Raw genomic sequence first — 21611 nt, 5'->3', positions numbered from 1 at the left:
CCCTTGGATGGAGCCGAACAGGGCAGTCGTACGTCCATCCCTTGACGCCGAAGTACGAGCGACGGAGGTGGCAGTGCCATGGCCGGTTTCCGGAGTCTTGCGAGACAGGTCCGCGATCCACGGGGCGATATGGCTTTGCGGCGGTACTCGCTGCGCAAATGCCTGGAGCGGTTCGCCCCCTACGGTCACCGGGCGACCTGGGATCATCTGTGCGCCCGGCACGGGATCGAGCCCGAGGACAGGGCCCCCGACCCGGGGCGTCTGATCCGGGCGCTGGAGGAACTGGAGGAGGCGCGGGCCGTCTGGCTCGCGTACGAGGCGGGCTTCGCCGAGCGGCGGCGCCGTGAGAAGCACGACGGGCTGCGGAGGCCCGGAACGTTCGACGACTGGCACCGCCGGATCTGGGGCGGCAACGGGATCGCGCACTGCGAGGATCCCGAGGTCCACCCCAGCGCGCCCCTCGGCGAGGTCCTGGGGCGGCTCATCTCGGCCCTGGGCGCCGAGCCGGGCGCGGCGTGCCCGGTCTGCGCGGGGACCGGCATCGTCTGGCGGCAGGACCTGGACCGCGAACCGTGGGCGGGTCCGGTCTGCACGGGGTGCGGCATCGTGGTCCCCCGGCCCGTCCTGACGCCGGGCGCGTTGTCCGAGGCGAGGAGGGCGCGGACGAGGGAACTGGCGTCGGCGGCCTGACGGGCGGGACGGAAGCGGGCCGGAACGGCCCGGCGGGCCCGCGTCACGGACAGCGGGCGGGCCCGGCGCACCGGCCGGCGCCGGGGCGCGCTCAGCTGCGGTCCGCCGCCTTCCGCTCGGGCATCAGCCGCGACCCGGTCAGCCGGTCCCCGAAGACGTCGTCCGGGTTGGACAGCACGCAGGTCTCCAGCGAGAGGCACCCGCAGCCGATGCAGTCGGTGAGGTGGTCGCGCAGCCGCCCGAGCTGCTGGATGCGCTCGTCGAGCTCCGAGCGCCACACCCTGGAGAGCCGGGCCCAGTCCTCTCGGTTCGGCGTGCGCTCCTCCGGGAGCTCGGCCAGCGCCTCCCTGACGGTGGCCAGGGGGATGCCCACCCGCTGGGCCGCCCTGACGAACGCCACGCGGCGCAGCGCGTCCCTGCTGTAACGGCGCTGGTTGCCGCTGGTGCGGGTACTGCTGATCAGCCCCTTGGACTCGTAGAAGTGAAGGGCCGACACCGCGGCACCGCTACGGGCGGAGAGCTGGCCGACGGTGAGTTCTTGGTATGACTGCGGGATCTGCGGCACTCCCCGAACCCTAGTGGCCGCCCCTCGGCCGCTGCGGCCACTTCGGAAACCGCGCGGTCCGTCGTTGACAGGGGCGCGCGGCCCAACCATGCTGAGCAAGCGCTTAGACATCGCCCCGGACAGGGCGGCCGACAGCCCGGAAGGCAGGGACCACGAACATGGCAGAGCCGAAGATCTTCACGTCCGCACAGGAACTGCGGGACGGGGTGGGCCAGGAACTCGGTCACAGCGACTGGCTGGAGATCGAGCAGAAGAGGATCGACCAGTTCGCCGAGGCCACCGGTGACCACCAGTGGATCCACGTGGACCCGGAGCGCGCCGCCGCCGGACCGTTCGGCACGACGATCGCGCACGGCTATCTGACGCTGTCGCTGCTGCCGGTCCTCGTCCCGCAGATCCTGCGGGTCGAGGGCGCGAAGATGGGCATCAACTACGGGACCAACAAGGTCCGCTTCCCCTCGACCGTCCCGGTGGGCTCCCGGCTGCGCGCCACGGCCGTGCTCAAGAACGTCGAGGAGGCGGGCGGCGGCGTCCAGGTGACCGCGCTCGTCACGGTCGAGCGCGAGGGCGGCGACAAGCCGGCCTGCGTCGCGGAGTCGGTCTCGCGCTACTACTTCTGAGGCGCGCCGCCGTCCCGGTGCGCCGGGCCGGCGGGGGCGCCCGGCGTCACTTCTGGGCGCCCACCATGCGCAGGACGAGGTCCGCGTAGAGGGTGCCGACCTCCTCGGGCGTCCGGCTGCCCTGCGCGTTGAACCAGCGCGCCACGTCGATGCACAGCGACAGCACGGCGAGCGTGGTGCCCGGGACGTCGGGGACGTCGAACTCGCCGGCCCGGACGCCCTCGCTGATGATCCGGCGCACCGCGGCGTCGCTCTTCCTGCGCAGGGCCACGATCTCGGCACGGTGCCCGTCGCCGAGTGCCTCCAGTTCGTACTGGACCACGCGGGCCGTGGTGTGGCGTTCGGCGTGCCAGCGGACGAAGGAGCGGACGGCGTCGGCGAGCCGGTCGGACGGGGTGCCACCGCTGTCGGCCGCGGTCTCCAGGAGGCGCAGCGCCCGGTCGTGGCCGATCCGGCTGATCCGGTGGAGCAGCTCTTCCTTCGTCTTGTAGTGGATGTACAGCGCGGCGGGGCTCATCCCGGCCCGGCCGGCGATGTCACGGGTGGTGGTCGCGTGGTAGCCACGCTCGGCGAACGCCTCGACGGCGGCGACGAGCAGTCGCCGGGCCGCTTCGGGCGTCACCTCGCTCCACGGCGTGTTCTCGCCGTCGGTCTCCTCCGCCGTGCTCATCGCCACATGCCCCTTTCGCCCGCAGGACGAACACCATACCCCGAACCTGAGCAAGCGCTTAGAGCGCTCGTGGGGTGAGATCGTCAGAGCTTCTGGAAGGGGTCGTGCTCGGAGAGGATCTTCTCCAGCCTGGCCTGGTCGACGCGGCTGACGATCTGCCCCGCCTCCTGCCGGTCCCTGATGACCTTGGCGAGGGTGAAGCACGAGGTGACGAGATAGAGGACGCCGATGGCGAGGAAGGCCCGCACCCAGCCGTCGGCGTCGAGGAAGAAGATGCCGAGGGCCACCGCGCCCATCGCCACACCGAAGGAGAGGACGGCCTGTCCGTAGAAGGCGGCGGTGCCCTGCTGCTTGACCGAAGTTGTCTCACTCATGCCGCACAGCATCCGGCGTGACGGAGTGCGCCGGTATCCGCCGGCGTACTCACCCGGTACTCAGAAGTGGCGGCGGGATCAGAAGGCGGAGACCCCCGTCAGCGCCCGGCCGATGATCAGCTTCTGGATCTGGCTGGTGCCCTCGTACAGGGTCATGACGCGGGCGTCCCTGACCAGCTTGCCGACGGGGTACTCGTCGATGTAGCCGTAGCCGCCGAACACCTGGAGCGCGTTGTTGGCGGCCCGGACCGCGGCCTCGGAGGCGAAGAGCTTGGCCGTGGAGGCCGCGGTGGCGAAGTCCTGGCCGCGGTCGACGAGGTCGGCGACGCGCCAGGTCAGCATGCGGGCGGCGTCGACGTCCACGGAGATGTCGCTGATGAGTTCCTGGACGAGCTGGTAGCTCGCGATGGACCTGCCGAACTGTTCGCGCTCGCCCGCGTAGCGCACGGCCGCGTCCAGCGCGGCCTGGGCGATGCCGACGCAGCCCGCCGCGACCGACATCCGCCCCTTGGCCAGGGCGGACATGGCGACGGAGAAGCCCTTGCCCTCGGGCCCCATGAGGGTGGAGGCGGGGACACGGACGTCCTCGAGCACCAGCTCGGCGGTGGCCTGTCCGCGCAGTCCGAGCTTGCCGTGGATCGTGCGCCGGGTCAGTCCGGGCGCGTCGGCCGGCACCAGGAAGGCGGAGACGCCCCGGTGCCCGGGGGTGTCACCGGTGCGGGCGAAGAGCAGGACGACGTCGGCCCAGGTCCCGTTGGTGATGAACATCTTGGAACCGTTGATGACGTAGTCGTCGCCGTCGCGCACGGCCTTCGTGCCGAGGTTCCCCGCGTCGGAGCCGGTGCCCGGCTCGGTGAGGCCGAAGCAGCCGACGGCCTCGCCCGAGGTGAGCTTCGGCAGCCACTGCCGCTTCTGCTCCTCGCTGCCCCAGGACGCGATGGTCTTGGCGACCAGGCCGAGCGAGACGGACACGATGCCGCGCACCGAGGAGTCACCGCGGCCGAGCTCCTCGGTGACCAGGCAGTAGGCGAGGTGGTCGCCTCCGGAGCCGCCGTACTCCTCCGGGATCGTCAGTCCGAGGAAGCCGAGGGCGCCGAGCTTCTCGACTATCGCCTTGTCGACACTCTCGGCACGATCCCATTCGACGACGTGCGGGGTGATCTCCCGTGCGACGAAGTCCTCGGCGAGCTGCCGGACGGCGTCCTGCTCCTCGCTCAGCTCCAGGTTCATCCTGTGACACCCCACTTTTAATTAGCACTGCTAGTTTTAGGCTTGCAGGCCCTACTATGTGCCGCATGGCCCGACCGCGCAAGCCCCTCCTCAGCAGAGACCGCATCGTCGAGGCGGCGAGCGCCCTCGTCGACGCCGAAGGGCTCGACGCCGTCTCCACCCGCCGCCTCGCCGCCGGGCTCGGCGTCAGCGGCCCTTCGCTCTACAACCACTTCCGGAACAAGGACGAGATCCTCGACGCGGTGGCCGACGCCGTGTCCGCCCAGGTCGACCTGTCGATGTTCGAGGAGGACGACCCGCGGGAGTGGCCCGCCGCCCTGCACGACTGGGCCGTCTCCTACCGCGCGGCGCTCGCCGCCCACCCGCACATCGTCCCGGTGCTCGCGCAGGGGCCCGGTCGCCGTCCCGCGGGGCTGCGGGTGGCCGACGCCGTCTTCGGGGCCATGGTCCGGGCCGGCTGGCCGGCCGCCCAGGCCACCTACATCGGCGCGCTGATGCGCTACTTCATCACCGGTTCGGCGCTCGGCTCCTTCGCGCGCGGGTTCGTCGACGACGAGACGGCGTACGACCCCGCCGACTACCCCCACCTCGGCCAGGCCCATCTGCTGGCCGACCGCCGTCAGCAGGTCGACGAGGGCGCTTTCGAGACCGGGCTGCGAGCCCTGCTGGACGGCCTCGCCCTCCAGTACGAGCGGACCACCGGGCGAACGGTTCGGCACGCGCCGAACGGTGCCTGACGCATCCTGGACGCATGGCCCGTACGACACCGCACGATCCGGCCGCGCCACGGCTCGCCGCGCTGGCGGCCCTGCTCGCCGACGAGACCCGCGCCTCCTTCTGCCTGGCCCTGCTCGACGGGCGGGCCTGGACCGCCGGTGAACTGGCCCGCGCGGCCGGGGTGGCCCCCTCCACGGCCAGCGAGCACCTGGGCAGGCTGGTGGGCGGCGGACTCCTCGCGGAGGAACGCCAGGGCCGCCACCGCTATCTGCGGCTCGCCGACGGCCGGACCGCGCAGCTGGTCGAGGAGCTGGCCGCGCACGCCCACGCGGGCGCGCCCACGCCCCCGCGCACCCTGCGCGAGGCGAGCCTCCGGCACGCGCTGGCCCGGGGGCGCACCTGCTACGACCATCTGGCCGGGCGGCTCGGCATCCGCGTCACCGACGCGATGACCGGGCGCGGACTGCTGCGGCAGGACACCGGATTCGCGCTGACCGAGGAGGGCCTGGCGTGGTTCGCCGCCCTCGGCATCGACCTCGCCACCACGTCACGGAGGCCGTTGGCCCGCGGCTGCCTCGACTGGACCGAGCGGCGGCAGCACCTGGCCGGGACCTCGGGCGCCGCCCTGTGCCGGCACATGCTCGACGCGGGATGGTGCGAACGGGTCGGGACGGGCAGAGCGGTACGCCCGACCCCCGCAGGGCTGCGCGCCCTGTCCCAGCATCTGGGCATCGAGCCCGGACACTTGACGTGAGCGGTCAATTCGTTGGGCGCCGAAGCGTCTCCCGCCTACCGTCGGGCCCATGACGACCACTCCGACGGCGCGTCCCGCCGCGCCTGCCACCGGCCGGAACTGGCGGGCGCCGGCCGCCGCCTGCATCACGGTCCTCCTGTGGGCCTCCGCGTTCGTGTCCATCCGCAGCGCGGGTGAGGCGTACTCCCCGGGCGCGCTGGCCCTGGGGCGGCTGCTCGCCGGCACCCTGACCCTCGGCGCGATCCTGCTGGTGCGCCGGGAGGGCCTGCCGTCGCGGGCGGCGTGGCCGGGCGTCATCGGCTCCGGGCTGCTCTGGTTCGGGCTCTACATGGTGGTGCTCAACTGGGGCGAGCAGCAGGTCGACGCGGGCACGGCCGCCATGATCGTCAACATCGGCCCGATCCTCATGGCGCTGCTGGGCGCCAGGCTGCTCGGCGAGGAACTGCCGCGCCGCCTCCTGACGGGCATGGGGATCTCGTTCGCGGGCGCCGTGGTCGTCGGTCTCTCCATGTCCGGGCACGGCGGCTCGTCGGTGCTCGGTGTGGTGCTGTGCCTGGTGGCCGCGCTGTCGTACGCGGGCGGGGTGGTCATCCAGAAGCCGGCGCTGCGGCACGGATCGCCGCTGCAGATCACCACGTTCGGCTGCCTGATCGGTACGCTCGCCTGCCTGCCCTTCACCGGCGTGCTGGTCTCCGAGGCGGCCGACGCCCCGGTGTCCGCCACCCTGAACATGGTCTATCTCGGGGTGTTCCCGACCGCGCTGGCCTTCACCACCTGGGCCTACGCGCTGGCCCGCACCACGGCGGGGCGGATGGGCGCGACGACGTACGCGGTGCCCGCCCTGGTGGTGCTGATGTCGTGGCTGCTGCTCGACGAGGTGCCCGCGCTGCTCACCGTCGCGGGCGGGCTGCTCTGCCTGGCCGGGGTCGCGGTCTCGCGTACCCGGGCGCGCCGGGCACGGGAGGAGGCGGAGAGCGCCACCGCCTGAGGCACTCGTCCTCCCGGCCCCCGGCCGCCACAGCGCGGAGGGACGACGTGCGGGCCCCTGCCCTGCGGCACGGTGTGGCGGGGCCGCGTGCCGTGCGGCCCCGCCGCGCCGTCTAGAACACGACCAGCGCGCGTCCGCCCCTGCCCGCGATCATGTGGTCGAAGGCCGCCGGGATGCCGTCCAGGGAGATCCGCTCCGTGACCATCATGGAGAGGTCGAACCGTCCGGCGCGGATGTGATCGGCGAGCACCGGGAGGTCGCGGGCCGGGTCGCTGTTCCCGTAGACGCAGCCGGTGAGGGAGCGGCCCCAGTGGAAGATCTCCAGGGCGTTGAAGGTCACCTGCTGGTCCTTGCCGCCGATGCCGACGACGGTGGTGCGGCCCCCGCGGCGGGTCGACTCCCAGGCCCCGCGGATCGTGGCGGGCCGGCCGACGCACTCCACGGCGACGTCCGCGCCCTGGCCGCCGGTGAGCTTGCGTACGGCGCGCGGCGTGGTGTCGGAGGCGACGACGTAGTCGGTGGCCCCGGCGCGGCGGGCCAGCTCCTCCTTCTCCGGGGACACGTCCACAGCGATGATCTTCGACGCCCCGGCGATACGGGCCGCCTGGAGGACGGCCAGCCCGACCCCGCCGATCCCGAACACGACGACGCTCTCGCCCTCACGCACCCGGGCGGAGTGGTGGACCGCCCCGTACCCGGTCAGCACCGCGCAGCCGAGCAGCGCCGCGTCGTCGAGCGGGATGCCGGCCGGGGCGGGCAGCACGCAGTTCGCGGCGACGACGGTCTCCTGGGCGAAGGCGGCGACGTTGAGGCCGGGGTGGAGCTCGGTGCCGTCGGCCGTACGGGCGTGGATGTTCGCCGCGCCCTTCAGCGCGTCGGCGCACAGCCAGACCTCGCCGATCCCGCAGTGGAAGCACGCGCCGCAGGACGGCGCCCAGTTGAGGACGACCGGGTCACCGGCGGCGACATGGGTGACGCCCTCGCCGACGGCCAGCACCGTGCCGGCGCCCTCGTGGCCGAGGACCGCCGGTACCGGCAGCCTCATGGTGCCGTCGGACAGGGACAGGTCGGAGTGGCAGACACCGGCGGCGGCGAGCGAGACGCTCACCTGGCCGGGGCCGGGCTCCGGGAGTTCGATGTCGGTGATCTCCAGGGGAGCTCCGACGGCGGGCAGTACGGCGGCGCGGACCACGAACAGACTCCTCGGTGGGTCGTCGGGCGGATCAGAACTGGAGGGACTTGGTCTGGAGGTACTCGGAGAGGCCGTGCGGGCCGAGTTCACGGCCCACCCCGGACTGCTTGTAACCGCCGAAGGGGGCCAGGGGGTTGAAGCGGCCGCCGTTGATGTCGACCTGCCCGGTGTCCATGCGGCGGGCGAAGGCGACGGCCTCCTCGTCGTCCGCGCCCCAGACGGCGCCGGCCAGCCCGTAGACGGTGCCGTTGGCGATCCGCAGGGCGTCGTCCACGTCCTCGTACCTCAGGATGGAGAGGACCGGGCCGAAGATCTCCTCCTGGGCGATCGTCATGTCCGGGGTGACGTCGGCGAAGACCGTGGGGCTGACGTAGTAGCCCTGGTCCCTGGGCGCCTCGGGGCCTCCCGCGACGAGGCGGGCGCCCTCCTCGACGCCCTTCTCGATGTATCCGCGGACCCGGGCCTGCTGCTCGGCGTTGACGACCGGGCCGATCCGCTCCCCCGGCACGTACTTGGCGACGGCGGTGGCGGCGAGTGCCACGGCCTCCTCGTACCGCTCGGCGTCGACCAGCATCCGGGTCCACGCGCTGCAGGTCTGGCCGGAGTTGGACATCACGTTGGCGACGCCGACGTTGACGGCCTTGGCGAGGTCGGCACCGGGCAGGATCACGTTGGCGGACTTGCCGCCCAGCTCCAGGGCGACGCGTTTGACGGCCGCTCCCGCGGTGGCGCCGATCCGCCTGCCGACGGCCGTGGACCCGGTGAACGAGACCAGGTCGACGCCCTCGTGCTCGGACAGCGCCTGACCTGCGACCGCCCCGATGCCGGTGACCAGGTTGAAGACGCCGGCGGGCAGACCGGCCTCGTGGACGGCCTCGGCGAAGAGCTGCGCGGTGAGCGGGGTGTCCTCGGCCGGCTTCAGGACGACGGTGCAGCCCGCGGCCAGCGCCGGGGCCACCTTGGCGACGATCTGGTGGAGCGGGTAGTTCCAGGGCGTGATCGCGCCGACGACGCCGACGGGCTCGAGCAGGACCGTCGAGTTGCCCAGCTTCTCCTCGAAGGCGTACGAGGCGGCGAGTTCGGCGTAGGAACCGGCGACCAGCACCGGCACGCCGGCGTGCACCGCCTGGGAGAGCGGCAGCGGCGAGCCGAGCTCCGCGGTGACCGTCCCGGCGATCTCGTCCTTGCGGGCGGCGAGTACGTCACGCAGCGCGGCGATCCTCCCGGCGCGCTCGGCGGGCGGGGTGGCCGCCCAGCCGGGGAAGGCGGTCCGTGCGGCACGTACGGCCGCGTCGACGTCCTCGGCCGTACCCGCCGGGACATGGCCGATGACCTGCTCGTCCGCCGGGTTCACGACCGCGATCGTGTCCGGGCCCGCGGCGGGCCGCCACTCCCCGCCGATGTACATCCCGTCATGCGCCTTCATGGCTGTCCCTCCCGGGCTCGCTGTGCCTGCCGCCGAAGCCGTGCTCGTACGGACGGATGCCGTCCCGGGCCCAAACTAGCGCTGTTAGTTTTTCGGCGCCAGGGAAGTGCCGGAGAAGCGCCGGAGACACAGATCACGCGCGGGCCGAGGCAACCCTCGCACGCCCGGCCGGGGGCCGTCACGGACCGTTCCGGACCGGGCGGGACCGGTTCGCGTGGACGCGCGGGCCGGGCGGCCTGGGTCAGGCGGAGTCGCGCTCGGCCGGGGAGCGTCCGGGACGGGGGGCGGGGGCGGGTTCGGGCGGCGGGGGCGACGGTGCGGGGCCCGGGGCCGTCGCGTCCGCTCCGCCGCCCCGCAGCCCGAGTCCCGCCGCGCCCACGAGCAGGGCCCCCAGCATGACGAACGGCGCCGCCGTGCCCGCGACACCGGCGATCAGCCCGGCCGCGGCCGGGGCCGCGACCTGGCCGAGCCGGTTGCCGGTGAGCCGGAGGGCGAGCGCCGTCGACCGGGCCGCCGCGGGTGCGGCCTGGACGACGGTGGTCATCGAGAGCGGCTGGCCGAACCCCAGGCAGAAGCCCAGCACGGCGAGCACCACGGCCAGCCACCGGACCGGCACGGGCAGGGCGACGGCCGCGCAGAGGAGACCGCCCAGCAGGCAGGTGGCGGAGAGCAGGGCGGTCCTGCCGACCAGGCGCAGCACGGGAGCCATCACGAGCCGGCAGGCGATGGTGGCGGCGGCCCGGAGGCTGAGCAGCAGGCCCACGGTGGCGGGTGCGATCCCGCGGTGCTCGCCGACGACCGGCAGATAGGCGGTGAGGATGTCGGTGGCGCTGAGCACGGCGAGGCTGATGAAGATGCCGGCCGGGACCCCGCGGGTGCGCAGGATGCTGCCGACGGGCACCTTCGGGGCCGCGCCCCGGGACGATCCGGCGGCCCCGCGGTGCTCGATGCGCCACAGCGAGGTGAGGGAGACGGCGGCGACGGCGGCCGAGACGAGCAGCGCGAGGGCGCTCGTACGGGCCATCGCGCCGTCCTTCTCGGAGATGAGGTAGCCCGCGGCGATCGGTCCGACGAGCTGGCCCAGGGAGGCGCCGATGGTGAAGTGGCCGAAGTTGCGGTCCTGTTCCGCCGGGGCGGACTGCCGGGCGACGAGCGACTGGGCGCCGATGACGAAGCACAGGTGGCCGAGCCCCATGACCCCGCTCCAGGCGGCCAGGGCCGCGAGGGAGCCCGAGGTGCCGCTGAGCGCGCAGCCGCCGCCGATCAGGAGGACCCCGGCCGGAAGGAGCGGTGCGCAGCGGCCGTGGTCGGTCCGCCGGCCCAGCGGTACGGCGGCGAAGAGCGGCAGGAGCGCGTACACGCCGGCGATGACGCCGATCGCGCGCTCGTCGGCGCCCAGCGAGAGGGCCCGGTAGGAGACGGCGGGCCGCGCCATCGACACCGCCCCCTGCGCGAAGGCGAAGGCGATGACGAGGCGCAGCAGCCAGCCCCTGCCGGGCCGTGGTTCCGCAGGCATCAGATGATGCCGAAGAGGACGCCGGCGCAGAGGACCACCAGCGAGGTGAGCACGGCCCACTTGACGGTGAACCGGGTGTGGTCGCCGAACTCGACCTTGGCCATGCCCACCAGCACGTAGACGGCGGGCACGAGCGGGGACGACATGTGCAGCGGCTGTCCGGCGATGGAGGCTCGGGCGATCTCCAGGTGGGAGACGCCGTGGGCGGCGCCGGCCTCGGCGAGCACGGGCAGCACGCCGAAGTAGAAGCCGTCGTTGGACATGAAGTAGGTCAGGGGCAGGCTCAGCAGGCCGGTGACGACGGCCATGTGCGGGCCCATGGCGTCGGGGATCGCCCCGACGAGCCAGTCCGCCATGTGCTCGACCATACCGGTGCCGGTGAGCACGCCGGTGAAGACGGCGGCGGCGAAGACCATGCCGGAGACGTTGAGCACGTTGTCGGCGTGGGCCGCGATCCTGGCCCGCTGGTCGGGCATGCGCGGGAAGTTGACCGTGAGGGCCAGGGCCGCGCCGATCAGGAAGAGGACCGGGATCGGCATGAGTTCCAGGATCATCGCGGCCAGCAGGGCCACGGTGAGACCGGCGTTGAACCAGTACAGCTTGGGACGCAGCGTGGGCCTGTCGGGGTCGAGCCCCTTGAACTCCTGCTCCTTGTCGTCGCCCTCGGCGATGTCCGCACCGCCCGCGCCACCGGTGCCGGTGCCGGTGCCGGTGCCCCTCGGCGCCTTCGTGAGCCGGTCCCCGCCGCCCGCACCGACCAGGACGGTCTCGGGCTCGGTCACCAGCGCCTCGTCGAGGGTGAGCGTGCCGAGCCGCTTGCGCTCGCGGCGGCCCAGGACGAAGGCGAGGAGGATCACGGCGAGGAGTCCGACGGCCAGGGCGGGGATCATCGGCACGAAGATGTCGGCCGCGTCCACCTTGAGGGCGGTGGCCGCCCGGGCGGTGGGACCGCCCCAGGGCAGCGTGTTCATGACCCCGTTCGCGGTGGCGGCCACGCAGGTCATCACGACCAGGCTCATCTTCAGCCGCTTGTAGAGCGGGTACATGGCCGAGACCGTGATCATGAAGGTGGTGGACCCGTCGCCGTCGAGCGAGACGATCGCGGCGAGCAGGGCCGTACCGACGACGATCCGCATCGGGTCGGCCTTGCAGAAGCGCAGGATGGCCCGGACGATCGGGTCGAAGAGGCCGACGTCGATCATCACGCCGAAGTAGACGATGGCGAACATCAGCATCGCCGCGGTCGGCGCGAGGGTGCCGACCCCTTCGATGACGTAGTCACCGAGCTTCGCGACCTGTCCTACGGCCACGCAGAACAGGGCGGGGATCAGGACCAGGGACGCGATCGGGGACATCTTCTTCGTCATGATCAGGACCAGGAAGGTCGCGATCATGGCGAAGCCGAGGACTGTCAACATATGGGCTACCTAACGTTCACCTTTGAACTCTCACCGGTGCCGGCGGTGCGAGTGACGTTAGGGGCCCTTACACGGCGTTAACAAGACGTTGACGTGTGAGCAATACGAGCAAAACCCCAGGTCAACGACTTGGCGTGACGGCGACGGGGACGGCGTTGAGCACGGCGGTGCCCGACAGCGGGTCCAGGAGCGTGCCGTCCAGAAGCTGGTTCACGTTGACGCCCGGATCGTCTCCGGCCACCGACATGCGGGTGCCCGGGCGGCTGTGCCCCCAGCCGTGCGGAAGGCTCACGACTCCGGTCCGCACGGAGTCGGTGATCTCCGCGAACGCCTCCACCTCACCGCCCGCAGCCGTGATCCGGGCCGTGTCGCCGTCGGCCAGCCCGATCCGGGCCGCGTCGTCGGGGTGGATCTGCAGGGTGCAGACGTTCGAGCCGCCGCGCAGGGCGGGGACGTTGTGCATCCAGCTGTTGTTGGACCGCAGATGGCGGCGCCCGACCAGGACGAGGCCTGCGGGCCGCGCGCCGAGCGACGCTCGGAGCCGGGGCAGGTCGGCCGCGATGGGTGCCGGCAGCAGCTCGATGCGTCCGCTGCGGGTCCTGAGCACTTCGGGGAGGCGCGGCTTCAGCGGGCCGAGGTCGATCCCGTGCGGATGCGCGAGGAGCTGCTCCAGCGTGAGCCCGTACGGGCCGAGGCGCAGCATCAGGTCGAGGCGCCGTTCGGCACCGGTGCGGCCGGTCAGTTCGCCGGCGAGCGACGCGGGGGCTCCCGCCTTGGCCAGCGCGGCTCCGATGGCCCGGTCGTCGACGGCCTCCGGCGGCGCGCCGTGCATGCCGCCGACGGCGAGGACCAGCCTGGCGAGGATCTCGCTCTCGTCCATCCGGCCCTCCTCCAGGGGGACGGCGGGGCGGCTGTAGCGCACCTGGTTGCGCACCGCGAGGGAGTTGAGCGCGAAGTCGAAGTGGGCGCCCTGCGAGGGAGGCGGCGGGGGCAGGACGACGTCGGCGTGACGAGAGGTCTCGTTGAGGTACGGATCCACGCTGACCATGAAGTCGAGGCCGTCGGCGAGTGCCCGGTCGAGGCGGTCGCCGTCGGGGGCGGAGAGCACGGGGTTGCCCGCGACGACGATCAGGGCCCTGATCCGGCCCTCCCCCGGCGTCTCGATCTCCTCGGCGAGGGCGCTGACGGGCAGTTCTCCCTTGGCCTCGGGGTGCCCGGAGACCCGGCTCGTCCATCGGCCGAGGGCGAAGCCCTTGCCCGGGGCGGCGGCGCGGGGGGCGCGGGCGGTCGCGGAGAGCGGGAAGAGGGCGCCGCCGGGGCGGTCGAGGTTGCCGGTGAGGATGTTGAGCACGTCGACGAGCCAGCTGGCCAGGGTGCCGTGCTCGACGGTGCAGCTGCCGATGCGCCCGTAGACGGCGGCGGCGGGCGCCGCGGCGAGTTCCCGGGCGATCGCACGGATGGTCTCCGCGTCCAGGTCGCAGGCCGCCGCCACCGCCTCGGGTGTGAAGTCCGCGATGGCTTCGGTCAGTTCGTCGAGGCCTTCGAGGTGCTCGCCGAGTGCTCCGGGGTCGGTGAGCTTCTCCTCGACGAGGACCTGGGTGAGCGCGGCGAGCAGGAGGGCGTCGGTGCCGGGACGGATCGCCGCGTGCCGGTCGGCGAGGCGAGCGGTGCGGGTCCGGCGCGGGTCGACGACGGTGAGGGTGCCGCCGCGCCTGCGCAGCGCCCTGAGCCTGCCCGGGAAGTCGGGGGCGGTGCACAGACTGCCGTTGGACTCCAGCGGGTTGGCGCCGATCAGCAGCAGGTGGGCGGTGCGGTCCAGGTCGGGTACGGGGATGGCCTGGGCGTCCCCGAAGAGCAGTCCGCTGGAGACGTGCTTGGGCATCTGGTCCAGGGTGCTGGCGGTGAAGACGTTGCGGGTGCCGAGCGCGGACAGCAGCAGCGGCGGATAGAGCCCGCCCGCCATCGTGTGCACGTTGGGGTTGCCGAGGTAGACACCGACGGCCTGTTCGCCGTGTTCCCGGGTCAGGGCGGGGATCTTCGCTGCGACGGCGTCGAAGGCCTCGCTCCAGGTCGCCTCGCGCAGGACGCCGTCCGTACGGACGAGCGGGGTGCGCAGCCGGTCGGGATCGGCGTCCAGGCCGCCGAAGGAGGCGCCCTTGGGGCAGATGAAGCCCTGGCTGAACACGTCGTCGTGGTCACCGCGGGCGCCGGTGACCGTCGTTCCCTCGATGGTGAGGGTGAGTCCGCAGGTGGCCTCGCAGAGCGGGCAGATGCGCGGAGCGGTGCGGGAGTCGTGGGACATGGGCCCTCCCCGGGGCGGCGGTGGCGCGCGGGCGTGATCCGGCGTCCCGCGGCGCGTCCGGCGGTCGCGGCACCCGGGTGACCGAGCATACCGACCGGTACGGATGGGGGCGAGGCCTTGGAGCGGCCCGTTGTGCCGCCGCCCGGTCACCGTCTAGTCGAGAATCCCCGCGAGGTAGGCCCGCAGCAGGGTCCGGGTCTCCGCTATCAGGTCCGCGTCGCCCACCGGGTCCGTGCGGAAGGCGAGTTGGAGCAGGGCGTCGGCGGCCTGCACGCAGACCAGCACCGTGCGCAGGAGCGCGGCGTCGCCGGGCGCACCGTCGCGGCCCCGGCCGAGATGGCCGGAGAGCAGTTCCGTCAGGCGCCCCGCCACGCGCCGGTTCGCCTCCTCGTCCAGCGGGCCGGGGGTGGGCACCGGCGGGCCGAAGTCGACGAGCGCGAAGCCGGGGGCGGAGCGCTTCATCGCCAGGTACTCGTCGAGCACGGCGTCGATGGCCGCACGCCACTCACGCTCCGGGATCCCTTCGAGCCGGGCGACGACCCGCCCGGCGTAGACCTCCAGGTTGCGCTCGGCCAGGGCGTCGACGAGCGCCCTCTTGTTGGGGAAGAAGCGGTAGACGGAACCGATGGGGACGCCGGCCCGGTCGGCGACCGCCCGGGTGGAGAGCAGCTCGTAGCCGGCCTCGTCGAGCAGCGCGGCTCCGGCGTCGAGGATCCGGGCGAGGCGGTCGGCGCTGCGCTGCTGCACGGGGACGCGCCGGAGGTTCGTATGAGCGTGGGACACGGCTCCATGATGCCCGTATGCCGTTGACGGGCCCCGCTTCGATTCCTACGGTGATCCATAGGATTCCTGGTCGGGGATCCACAGGGTCCCCTTCCGACGGGAGCGCGTGATGAGCGGCATCGAGCAGGCGAGAAAAGCGGCGGAGAATCTCGGCCACATGTCCGGCTTCGGCAACGAGCACAGTTCCGAGGCCGTCCCGGGCGCCCTGCCGCACGGCCGCAACTCGCCCCAGCGCGCCCCCCTCGGACTCTACGCGGAACAGCTCAGCGGCTCGGCCTTCACCGAGCCCCGCGCCCGTAACCGCCGCTCCTGGCTCTACCGGATCCGCCCCTCGGCCGCCCACCCCGCCTTCGTGCGCGTCGACAACGGCACCCTGCGCACCGGCCCGTTCACCGAGACGGTGCCCGATCCCAACCGGCTGCGCTGGGATCCCCTCCCCGACCCGGCGCCCGGCACGGACTTCCTGGCCGGTCTGTGGACGCTGGGGGGCAACGGGGACGCCACGCAGCGCACCGGCATGGCCGTGCACCTGTACAGCGCGAACGCCTCCATGACGGACCGGGTGTTCGGCGACTCCGACGGGGAGCTGCTGATCGTCCCCGAGCGCGGCGGTCTGCTGCTCCGCACCGAACTGGGCCTGCTGCGGGCCGAGCCCGGCCATGTGGCGCTGATCCCGCGCGGTGTGCGCTTCCGCGTCGAGCTGCTGGACACCACGGCCCGCGGCTACGTCTGCGAGAACTACGGGCAGCCCTTCGTCCTGCCCGACCTGGGCCCCATCGGGGCGAACGGCCTGGCCAACGCGCGGGACTTCCTGGCACCCGTCGCGGCGTTCGAGGACCGCGAGGGTCCGGTCGAGGTGGTCAACAAGTTCTGCGGGAACCTCTGGTCGGCGACGTACGACCACTCCCCGCTCGACGTGGTCGCCTGGCACGGCAACCACACGCCCTACGTCTACGACCTGCGCCGCTTCAACGTGATGGGCACCATCAGCTACGACCACCCCGACCCGTCGATCTTCACGGTGCTGACCTCGCCGTCGGACACCCCGGGGCTGGCGGGCGTCGACTTCGTCGTCTTCGCGCCGCGCTGGCTGGTCGGCGAGGACACCTTCCGGCCGCCGTACTTCCACCGCAACGTCATGAGCGAGTACATGGGCCTGATCGAGGGCGCGTACGACGCGAAGGCCGGCGGATTCGTGCCGGGCGGCGGCTCGCTCCACAACATGATGTCGGCGCACGGCCCGGACCGGGAGACCTTCGACCGGGCGAGCGCGGCCGAGCTGGTGCCGCAGCGGATCGACGACGGACTGGCGTTCATGTTCGAGACCCGCTGGCCGGTGACGGCGACCGCGCAGGCCGCGGAGGCGGACCATCTGCAGCGCGGCTACGACGACGTGTGGCAGGGTCTGAGCCGCAACTTCCGGCCGTGAGACCGCACCGCCGGCCGCTCCTCGGAGAGATCGGGTGAACCGGATGAATCAGGTGAACGAGGCGAGCCGGCCCGGATTCGCCCCCGACTCCCTGGTGCTGAACCGGAAGCTGCCCCTCTGGTACCAGGTGTCGCAGTCCCTGCGGGCGTCCATACTGGGCCGGCCCCAGGACGCCTCGGCCCGGCTGCCCACCGAGGAACAGCTCGCCGCGCACTACGGCGTCAGCGTCCTCACCATGCGCCAGGCCCTCAAGGAGCTGGAGGGCGAGGGGCTGATCAGCAGACACCGGCGGCGCGGCACGTTCATCGAGCCGCGCGCCCGGCGGGTCTCACCGGTCCGGCTGCTGGGGTCGATCGACACGATCGTCGCCCAGCAGTCGGGCGAGCGGACGACCGTGCTCGGCCACGGCCGGACGCCCGTGCCCGGTGATCTCGCGGAGTTCTTCCCCGGCTGCTCCGAGGTGGTCAGCTACCGGCGGCTGCGCTGCGACGAGGGGACGGGGGAGCCCACCAACTGGGCGGAGAACGCGCTGCGCCCGGAGACCGCCGCCCGGCTCGACGTGACCGATCTGGAACGGTGGCCGATGACCAAGGTGCTGCGTGACGTCGTCGGCGTACGCATCTCCCGGATCATGGACACCGTCGAGGCGCGCCTCGCCGACCCCGCGACGGCCGAGCTGCTCCAGGTCCCGCTGCTCAGCCCGATCCTCCACTACACCGGGGTGACGTACGACGAGGACGGCACCGTGGTGGACGTGGCGCGCATCCGCTACCGGGGGGACCGCTTCTCCTTCTCGGTGACCGTCGACGCGCACTGACGGAGGGACCGGCACGGCGGGGTCGTTACGATGCCGGAGGCGGCGGACGTGGCGACGGGGAGGACGACACGGTGGCAGCACGGGTTGCGGCCGGAACCGGCGGGGGCGACGACTTCCCGCTGCTGGACGACCTCATGCCCTGGTCGGTGCGCCCGCTGAGGACGGGGCGCCCCTGGGTGACGGCCCCCGACGCCGCCTCGCTCCGGGCCCGCTGGGACCTGCTGGCACGGGCGGAAGGAGCGGAACAGGAACGCCTGTTCCGGCCCAGCCGCTCCCGTACGCCACTGGCCCCGGCCGCGGCGCTGCCGGGCACGGCCACCGGGACCGGGGCGTTCGCCCGGGACCCGGGCCCCTACCCGGAACCCGTACGCGTCCTGCACGGCCCCTTCGACGAGCAGTGGCTGATTCCCGACCACCGGTTGCTCGACGCGGCCCGCCCCGAGCTGTGGCGGGTCGCCGACGGACACCAGATCTTCGCAGTCGAGCACGGACACGTGCCCCAGGACGACGGACCCTGCCTGTCCGCGACGGCGCTGCTGCCGGACGGGCACTCACCCGCCGGACGGCCCGGCCGGACGAGGCCCCTGTACCGCCGGCCGGGCGGGCAGGAGCCCAATCTGGCACCGGGGCTGACCGCCCTGCTGGCCGAGCGGTACGGGACCACGGTCACCGCCGGATCGGTGCTCGCCTGGATCCTCGCCGCCGCCCGGCACTCCCCCGCGGGCCCCCTCGTCCCGCTGCCCCTGGACGGCGGCCTCTGGGCAATGGGTGTGGAGCTCGGACAGGAGCTGCTGCGGATCCAGCTGCGCGGGGCGCACGGCGGGGAACGTCCGCGCCTGCCCGGCGGCCGACGACCGTACGTGCGGGCCGCGATCCGGCCCCGGCCGGACGGCATCCGCTTCGACGCCGGGGAGGAGACGCTGGTGATCGGCGAGGGGCGCGTCTCCCCCGTTCCCGCCGCGGCCTGGGACTTCCGCGTCGGCGGTGTGCGTGTGCTGGAACTCTGGTTCGAGCGCCGTACGGCGGCGGCGGAGGGCCTCGCCGCCGTCGGGCCGCGCGACTGGCCGCGGGAGCGGACGTCGGAACTGCTGGAGCTGATCACCGTCCTGGCGCTGCTGGCCGGACTGGGGCCCCGTCAGAAGGCGTTGCGGGAAGCGCTGGACAGCGCGGACACGCTCACCCGGGACGGGCTGCGTACGGCCGGGGTGCTTCCCGTGCCCGCGTGGGCCCGTCGGCCCGCCTCCGTGCTGGACCACCGCGAGGAGGGCCCGGAGGGGCAGTTCGCCTTGCTGTGAGACCGGGGGCCGTCGTGCCGGAGGTACCGGGCGGGATGTGCTCGTACGCGGGTGCTCACGGCCGCTGCGGGGCCGGGGCGCAGACGCCGATGGGTGCCGGACCGGCGCGGGGGAACACACCGACGCAACGCTGCCATGCCCTGGGGATGACGGACGGGCGGACAGCAGCACTGCGCCGGAACGGAGTGATCGTGGACACGGCCCTGAGCGGAGGGCCGGACCTGTCGTGACAGCCGTCGGTCAGTGGCGGCTGCCGAAGAGCGAGCGACGCAGTCGCCGCAGGGGGGCGAAGAGCGAGACACGCGCGCTCCTGCTCCTGCGGGTGTGCGCGGCGTCGCGCGAGGTGAGCTCGAGCATGAGCAGCGTCGCCTCGGCCGACTCCCGCCGCGGAACGGCAGGGCCGCCCAGCACCGCGAGATGGCGGTCGAGGCGCGAACTGGTCGCACCGCTCCCACATGTGATCGCAGGCACACGCGGCCTGCTACGCACCGTTATCTGTTCCATGTCACTCCCCACCCGTACGAGGGCACCCGGCCCGGGCAGGTTAACCCTATCGTCCCGCAGTGACACTCGTGTATCCCGGCCGCAGGATTGCACGCCTGTACACGGGGGTTGACGGCCCGTCACCACGTCCTGTCGACCCCGGGACGGGTTGGGTTAGCTTGGAGGTGATTCGCCTTACCGCGCAACGCTGCTGATGGAGGGTCACCGATGAGCGAAGTTCCGGACACCGGACGTGTGATCGCCGATCGTTACCGTCTCCTGGACCCGCTGGGCGAGGGCGGGGCGGGCACCGTATGGCGCGCCCGCGACGAGGTGCTGGGGCGCGAGGTGGCCGTCAAGGAGGTACGGATCCCGGCGGACCTGCCCGCCGCCGGGGCGGAGCGGCTGCACGCGCGCCTGGAGGGAGAGGTCCGTGCGGCGGCGCGCGTCACGCACCGCAACGTCGTCACCGTCCACGACGTGGTCACCCAGGACTCCCGGCCCTGGATCGTCATGGAACTGGTCCGCGGACTCACCCTGTCCGACGTCCTGGAGGCCGACGGCCCGCTGTCCCCGCGGCGTGCGGCCAGGATCGGGGCCGAGGTGCTCGCGGCGCTGCGCGGCGGGCACGCGGCCGGCGTGCTGCACCGCGACGTGAAACCGGGAAACGTCCTGCTGGCCAACGACGGCCGGGTGATGCTGAAGGACTTCGGCATCACCGCGGACCGGGGGACGCCGGAACTCACCCTGGCGGGTGAGCCGATCAGCACACCGGAGTACGTGGCGCCCGAACGTGCAACGGGGCGCACGCCGGGGCCGGAATCCGACCTCTGGTCGCTCGGAGTGCTTCTGTACGCCGCCACCGAAGGCAGGTCCCCCTTCGGCCGTGACACCCCCGCGGACACCTTGCGCGCGGTGGCCGACGAGGAGCCGCCGCCTCCGGACCGGGCCGGCGTGCTCGGCCCGGTGATCGAGGGGCTGCTGCGCGGGGATCCCGCCGAACGGCTCACCGCCGGGGAGGCGGAGCGCCGGCTGCGGATCCTGGCCGCGGGCGGCACCGGCTCCCCGACCGGCCCTCCCGCCGCTCCGCCGGGGGACGGCACGGACGCGACGGACGGGGGTGGCGGGTCGGCCGCGGACCCGCCGGAACCCGACGGGCCCGCGCAGCGCACCGGCGTCCTGGTGGCCGTCGCGGCAGTGGTCACGCTGCTCGTCGCCCTGGGTCTCGTGTGGGCGCTGGCGGGGGACGACGGCCAGGACGACAGGAGCGGCGGCACGGCGGCCGTGACGGTCTGGTCGGCGAGCCCGCCCGCCGGGGCGCCCGCGAACGCCTCCACGACGCACGGGAAGGGGGCTCCGCGGGACGGAGCCCCCTCCTCGGCGCACGGCTGATTCCCGGCGCCGGCAGCGCGGGGACGGGTCAGGCCCTGGAGTTCAGGACGGGCAGATAGCCACCCGACTGCCCCGCGGCGGTGGGGTGGTAGGACTCACCGATGTTGAGCCAGTTCACGCTGTGCAGCCAGGCGCTGCCCGAGCAGATCTCGTGTCCGGTGAAGGTGGAGGTGACGTCGCCGAAGGTGAAGCCGTGGTCGGCCGCACGCTTGGCCGTGGCGGCGTTGAGGTAGTCGGCGGCGCCGTTGATGGCGGTGCGTTCCTTCTCGCTGAGACCGGCGATGCAGCTGCCGCCGAGCTGGTAGAAGCGGGGGTAGCCGAGCACGACGACGCGGGCCGAGGGCGCTTTGGCGCTGATCGCCGAGTACACGGAGTCCAGTTTGCCGGGGAGGGTCGAGTCCACGTAGGCGCGGGCGGTGGCGATCCGGTTCAGGCACGTGGCTTCGGACTGCAGGACGCAGGTGGTCATGACATCGGCGAAGCCCGCGTCGTTGCCGCCGATGGAGATCGACACGAGGTCGGTGGCGGAGTTGAGCGGGCCGAGCTGACCGGCCGTGACATCACCGGTCCTGGCGCCCGAGCACGCCGTGAAGGCGAAGGATGCGGGGTTGTTGGCCGCCTTCCAGAGGGCCGGGTACGCACGGGTGCTGCGCTTGCAGTCACCACTCGCGCTGTCATAGCTGCCGGCACCGACACCCGACGAGTACGAGTCCCCCAGCGCGACGTAGTCGACGGCCGCGGCGGACTCCTTGGCCTGGGCGACGCCCGCGCCGGTCAGGGCGAGAACGGTACCGAGCAGAAGAGACGACGAGAACGCCACGAGTCTGGACATTTTCATGGAACCTCCTTGGGCAGGATCTCTGCCTACTCCGTGGTAGCAGTACCGACATGAATTCCGGAAGTGTCCATGCCAAGAAGCTTGAACAACACTTCCTCTCGGCACGCCTGGC

At 72.9% G+C, this 21611-nt stretch carries 21 protein-coding genes; 9 read left to right on the top strand and 12 right to left on the bottom strand.

Annotated elements, in window-relative coordinates; all coding sequences use genetic code 11:
• The first annotated feature begins 78 nt into the window (after nt 1-78).
• Nucleotides 79-690 (top strand): hypothetical protein, encoded by a 612-nt coding sequence (locus tag IA22_RS0124030; RefSeq protein WP_030124807.1) that lies wholly within the window; start codon nt 79-81, stop codon nt 688-690.
• A 91-nt stretch (nt 691-781) separates the two neighbouring features.
• On the opposite strand, the gene soxR is transcribed toward IA22_RS0124030, so the two are convergent.
• Nucleotides 782-1255, bottom strand: a complete 474-nt coding sequence (soxR, locus tag IA22_RS0124025; protein ID WP_014157138.1) for a redox-sensitive transcriptional activator SoxR — start codon at nt 1253-1255, stop codon at nt 782-784.
• 158 nt (nt 1256-1413) lie between these two features.
• On the opposite strand from soxR, the gene IA22_RS0124020 reads away from it, so the two are divergent.
• On the top strand, nt 1414-1875 hold the full coding sequence (locus IA22_RS0124020; RefSeq protein ID WP_030124806.1) for a MaoC family dehydratase: 462 nt from the start codon (nt 1414-1416) through the stop codon (nt 1873-1875).
• 46 nt (nt 1876-1921) lie between these two features.
• Here IA22_RS0124020 and IA22_RS0124015 read toward each other — a convergent pair whose 3' ends face one another.
• The 3 genes from IA22_RS0124015 to IA22_RS0124005 form a co-directional block, all read right to left on the bottom strand.
• Entirely contained in the window at nt 1922-2545 is a 624-nt protein-coding gene (locus IA22_RS0124015; RefSeq protein ID WP_030124805.1) for a TetR/AcrR family transcriptional regulator, read from the bottom strand.
• 83 nt (nt 2546-2628) lie between these two features.
• Nucleotides 2629-2919, bottom strand: a complete 291-nt coding sequence (locus IA22_RS0124010; protein ID WP_014157135.1) for a YiaA/YiaB family inner membrane protein — start codon at nt 2917-2919, stop codon at nt 2629-2631.
• Between the two features lie 78 nt (nt 2920-2997).
• Nucleotides 2998-4149, bottom strand: coding sequence for an acyl-CoA dehydrogenase family protein (locus IA22_RS0124005; protein ID WP_015576540.1), 1152 nt, complete (start codon nt 4147-4149; stop codon nt 2998-3000).
• Between the two features lie 65 nt (nt 4150-4214).
• On the opposite strand from IA22_RS0124005, the gene IA22_RS0124000 reads away from it, so the two are divergent.
• From IA22_RS0124000 to IA22_RS0123990, 3 genes are read left to right on the top strand one after another with little or no spacing between them, the layout of a single operon-like run.
• Nucleotides 4215-4886 (top strand): TetR/AcrR family transcriptional regulator, encoded by a 672-nt coding sequence (locus tag IA22_RS0124000; RefSeq protein WP_033248964.1) that lies wholly within the window; start codon nt 4215-4217, stop codon nt 4884-4886.
• Nucleotides 4887-4900: 14 nt separating this feature from the next.
• Nucleotides 4901-5620 carry an ArsR/SmtB family transcription factor gene (locus IA22_RS0123995; protein ID WP_014157132.1) on the top strand — a complete coding sequence of 240 codons (720 nt, stop codon included), beginning with the start codon at nt 4901-4903 and terminating at the stop codon, nt 5618-5620.
• A 49-nt stretch (nt 5621-5669) separates the two neighbouring features.
• On the top strand, nt 5670-6608 hold the full coding sequence (locus IA22_RS0123990; protein ID WP_014157131.1) for a DMT family transporter: 939 nt from the start codon (nt 5670-5672) through the stop codon (nt 6606-6608).
• Nucleotides 6609-6720: 112 nt separating this feature from the next.
• Here the strand turns inward: IA22_RS0123990 and IA22_RS0123985 are convergent, their stop codons facing one another.
• The 6 genes from IA22_RS0123985 to IA22_RS0123960 form a co-directional block, all read right to left on the bottom strand.
• Nucleotides 6721-7800: a Zn-dependent alcohol dehydrogenase gene (locus IA22_RS0123985; protein ID WP_030124804.1), complete on the bottom strand. Its 1080-nt coding sequence runs from the start codon at nt 7798-7800 to the stop codon at nt 6721-6723.
• A 31-nt stretch (nt 7801-7831) separates the two neighbouring features.
• Nucleotides 7832-9226: an aldehyde dehydrogenase family protein gene (locus IA22_RS0123980; RefSeq protein ID WP_030124803.1), complete on the bottom strand. Its 1395-nt coding sequence runs from the start codon at nt 9224-9226 to the stop codon at nt 7832-7834.
• Nucleotides 9227-9467: 241 nt separating this feature from the next.
• Entirely contained in the window at nt 9468-10742 is a 1275-nt protein-coding gene (locus IA22_RS0123975) for an MFS transporter (RefSeq protein ID WP_030124802.1), read from the bottom strand.
• Nucleotides 10742-12160, bottom strand: coding sequence for a CitMHS family transporter (locus IA22_RS0123970; protein WP_030124801.1), 1419 nt, complete (start codon nt 12158-12160; stop codon nt 10742-10744). Before IA22_RS0123970 ends, IA22_RS0123975 begins: the two co-directional genes overlap by 1 nt.
• A gap of 121 nt (nt 12161-12281) precedes the next feature.
• Nucleotides 12282-14462 (bottom strand): molybdopterin oxidoreductase family protein, encoded by a 2181-nt coding sequence (locus IA22_RS0123965; protein ID WP_014157126.1) that lies wholly within the window; start codon nt 14460-14462, stop codon nt 12282-12284.
• Between the two features lie 153 nt (nt 14463-14615).
• Nucleotides 14616-15245: a TetR/AcrR family transcriptional regulator gene (locus IA22_RS0123960; RefSeq protein ID WP_030124800.1), complete on the bottom strand. Its 630-nt coding sequence runs from the start codon at nt 15243-15245 to the stop codon at nt 14616-14618.
• 109 nt (nt 15246-15354) lie between these two features.
• On the opposite strand from IA22_RS0123960, the gene hmgA reads away from it, so the two are divergent.
• The 3 genes from hmgA (at nt 15355) to IA22_RS0123945 (ending at nt 18786) form a co-directional block, all read left to right on the top strand.
• The gene (gene hmgA / locus IA22_RS0123955; protein WP_030124799.1) at nt 15355-16674 is read left to right on the top strand and encodes a homogentisate 1,2-dioxygenase; all 1320 of its coding nucleotides are present in this window, start codon (nt 15355-15357) and stop codon (nt 16672-16674) included.
• A 43-nt stretch (nt 16675-16717) separates the two neighbouring features.
• Nucleotides 16718-17491: a GntR family transcriptional regulator gene (locus IA22_RS0123950; protein WP_245229598.1), complete on the top strand. Its 774-nt coding sequence runs from the start codon at nt 16718-16720 to the stop codon at nt 17489-17491.
• A 71-nt stretch (nt 17492-17562) separates the two neighbouring features.
• Nucleotides 17563-18786: a type ISP restriction/modification enzyme gene (locus IA22_RS0123945; protein WP_030124797.1), complete on the top strand. Its 1224-nt coding sequence runs from the start codon at nt 17563-17565 to the stop codon at nt 18784-18786.
• Between the two features lie 240 nt (nt 18787-19026).
• Here the strand turns inward: IA22_RS0123945 and IA22_RS0123940 are convergent, their stop codons facing one another.
• A complete protein-coding gene (locus IA22_RS0123940) occupies nt 19027-19290 on the bottom strand; it encodes a hypothetical protein (protein WP_014157122.1) in 264 nt (87 codons plus the stop codon).
• Between the two features lie 207 nt (nt 19291-19497).
• Between IA22_RS0123940 and IA22_RS0123935 the strand changes: the two genes are divergently transcribed.
• Nucleotides 19498-20661: a serine/threonine-protein kinase gene (locus IA22_RS0123935; RefSeq protein WP_030124796.1), complete on the top strand. Its 1164-nt coding sequence runs from the start codon at nt 19498-19500 to the stop codon at nt 20659-20661.
• Between the two features lie 28 nt (nt 20662-20689).
• On the opposite strand, the gene IA22_RS0123930 is transcribed toward IA22_RS0123935, so the two are convergent.
• Entirely contained in the window at nt 20690-21499 is an 810-nt protein-coding gene (locus IA22_RS0123930; RefSeq protein ID WP_014157120.1) for an SGNH/GDSL hydrolase family protein, read from the bottom strand.
• Nucleotides 21500-21611 lie beyond the last annotated feature (112 nt).

Source organism: Kitasatospora papulosa, assembly GCF_000717245.1.
Classification (GTDB): Bacteria; Actinomycetota; Actinomycetes; order Streptomycetales; family Streptomycetaceae; genus Streptomyces; species Streptomyces papulosus.
Note: the sequence above shows the minus strand (reverse complement) of the source record. Positions and strands in the feature narration are given on the sequence as shown.

Excerpts from the sequence above, each read along its gene's own strand:
- IA22_RS0124005 (WP_015576540.1), bottom strand. The coding sequence starts at position 4,149 with ATGAACCTGGAGCTGAGCGAGGAGCAGGACGCCGTCCGGCAGCTCGCC.
- IA22_RS0124015 (WP_030124805.1), bottom strand. The coding sequence starts at position 2,545 with ATGAGCACGGCGGAGGAGACCGACGGCGAGAACACGCCGTGGAGCGAG.
- IA22_RS0123965 (WP_014157126.1), bottom strand. The coding sequence starts at position 14,462 with ATGTCCCACGACTCCCGCACCGCTCCGCGCATCTGCCCGCTCTGCGAG.
- IA22_RS0123935 (WP_030124796.1), top strand. The coding sequence starts at position 19,498 with ATGAGCGAAGTTCCGGACACCGGACGTGTGATCGCCGATCGTTACCGT.
- IA22_RS0124000 (WP_033248964.1), top strand. The coding sequence starts at position 4,215 with ATGGCCCGACCGCGCAAGCCCCTCCTCAGCAGAGACCGCATCGTCGAG.
- IA22_RS0123990 (WP_014157131.1), top strand. The coding sequence starts at position 5,670 with ATGACGACCACTCCGACGGCGCGTCCCGCCGCGCCTGCCACCGGCCGG.
- IA22_RS0123980 (WP_030124803.1), bottom strand. The coding sequence starts at position 9,226 with ATGAAGGCGCATGACGGGATGTACATCGGCGGGGAGTGGCGGCCCGCC.
- IA22_RS0123975 (WP_030124802.1), bottom strand. The coding sequence starts at position 10,742 with ATGCCTGCGGAACCACGGCCCGGCAGGGGCTGGCTGCTGCGCCTCGTC.
- IA22_RS0123995 (WP_014157132.1), top strand. The coding sequence starts at position 4,901 with ATGGCCCGTACGACACCGCACGATCCGGCCGCGCCACGGCTCGCCGCG.
- IA22_RS0124030 (WP_030124807.1), top strand. The coding sequence starts at position 79 with ATGGCCGGTTTCCGGAGTCTTGCGAGACAGGTCCGCGATCCACGGGGC.
- IA22_RS0123940 (WP_014157122.1), bottom strand. The coding sequence starts at position 19,290 with ATGGAACAGATAACGGTGCGTAGCAGGCCGCGTGTGCCTGCGATCACA.
- IA22_RS0123950 (WP_245229598.1), top strand. The coding sequence starts at position 16,718 with ATGAATCAGGTGAACGAGGCGAGCCGGCCCGGATTCGCCCCCGACTCC.
- hmgA (WP_030124799.1), top strand. The coding sequence starts at position 15,355 with ATGAGCGGCATCGAGCAGGCGAGAAAAGCGGCGGAGAATCTCGGCCAC.
- IA22_RS0124020 (WP_030124806.1), top strand. The coding sequence starts at position 1,414 with ATGGCAGAGCCGAAGATCTTCACGTCCGCACAGGAACTGCGGGACGGG.
- IA22_RS0123970 (WP_030124801.1), bottom strand. The coding sequence starts at position 12,160 with ATGTTGACAGTCCTCGGCTTCGCCATGATCGCGACCTTCCTGGTCCTG.
- IA22_RS0124010 (WP_014157135.1), bottom strand. The coding sequence starts at position 2,919 with ATGAGTGAGACAACTTCGGTCAAGCAGCAGGGCACCGCCGCCTTCTAC.
- IA22_RS0123930 (WP_014157120.1), bottom strand. The coding sequence starts at position 21,499 with ATGAAAATGTCCAGACTCGTGGCGTTCTCGTCGTCTCTTCTGCTCGGT.